The following is a 1086-nucleotide window of genomic DNA, read 5'->3' on the forward strand; positions in this document are numbered from 1 at the left end:
GCGAGCGCCATAAAAATGTCAACAAAGTTGGTTCCACCGGGATAGAGAGCGCAACTATTAAACCCTTGGTTTTCGGCTTTAATTTAAGTTACATAATAATCCCTGTCGGTGTTACCATAATTTAAGTCTAACAAATAATAAGAGTTTTTGCTCACGGGGTGACAACAAAGCTCAAACCTAGATATGTGTTAGGTTTTAGGTTTTAGGTATTGGGGAAATTACAGCAATGAGTCATTTGTATTTCCCAGGAATTGAAGCAATTTTCACCATACAACGTCAATGATAGTTTTAATCAATCCATCCCGCTTGACAATTTTACCTAACACCTAACCCCTAAAACCTAACCCCTGTAAGATTTTCAATTAGCTTGTCACCCCCTGAGGAGTTTTTGGTAGACTCTGCGACGTTTTCTTGTGCTGTTTACTAACCCCTCTCCCTAGATTTTGGCGATTGATGCTTAAAACTTGCAATAAGCAAGCACACAATACCTAGGTTGATACACACATCGGCCACATTAAATACCGGAAAGTTAATCAACCGAAAATGGAGGAAATCCACAACGCAACCCGTGACTGTCTGGTTATCTACCAAACAACTGTTGAAAAAACGGTCTATGCCATTCCCTAATGCTCCTCCCAGTATGAAGCCATAACCAAGCTGTTCCAACCTAATCAGCTTTGGCCCAAACCAAGCTAGGCCGATTAAACCAAGACTCACAGCTAAGGAAAGCCAGCGTAACCAGCTGCCGTCTTCACTAAAGAGACTGAAAGCGGCACCAGTATTAGTCACATAGGTAAAGTGAAACACTCCTTGCCACAGGGGTAGAGTCTCATCCAATTCAAAATTCTGCACCACCCAATATTTAGTCAGCTGATCCAGAATCAGACCAATAGCAGCAGCAAACCAACACAGGGGGTTTTTTTTCATTAGTCATTAGTCATGATAGCATTTATTGATTGGGTCAGGTACTTACTAGGAGTAGGGAGTAGGGAGTAGGGAGTAGGGAGTAGGGAGTAGGGAGTAGGGAGTAGGGAGTAGGGAGTAGGGAGTAGGGAGTGTCAAAGTCGTTTTACGCATCAAGGGTGG

The 1086-nt window shown here is 42.8% G+C and carries 1 protein-coding gene; it reads right to left on the reverse strand.

The window, feature by feature from the left end:
* Positions 1–423: 423 nt before the first annotated feature.
* Entirely contained in the window at positions 424–927 is a 504-nt protein-coding gene (gene lspA / locus F6J94_RS33975) for a signal peptidase II (RefSeq protein WP_293048376.1), read from the reverse strand.
* Between the last annotated feature and the right edge of the window lie 159 nt (positions 928–1086).

The sequence above is a fragment of the Moorena sp. SIO1F2 genome (assembly GCF_010672755.1).
Lineage (GTDB): Bacteria > Cyanobacteriota > Cyanobacteriia > Cyanobacteriales > Coleofasciculaceae > Moorena.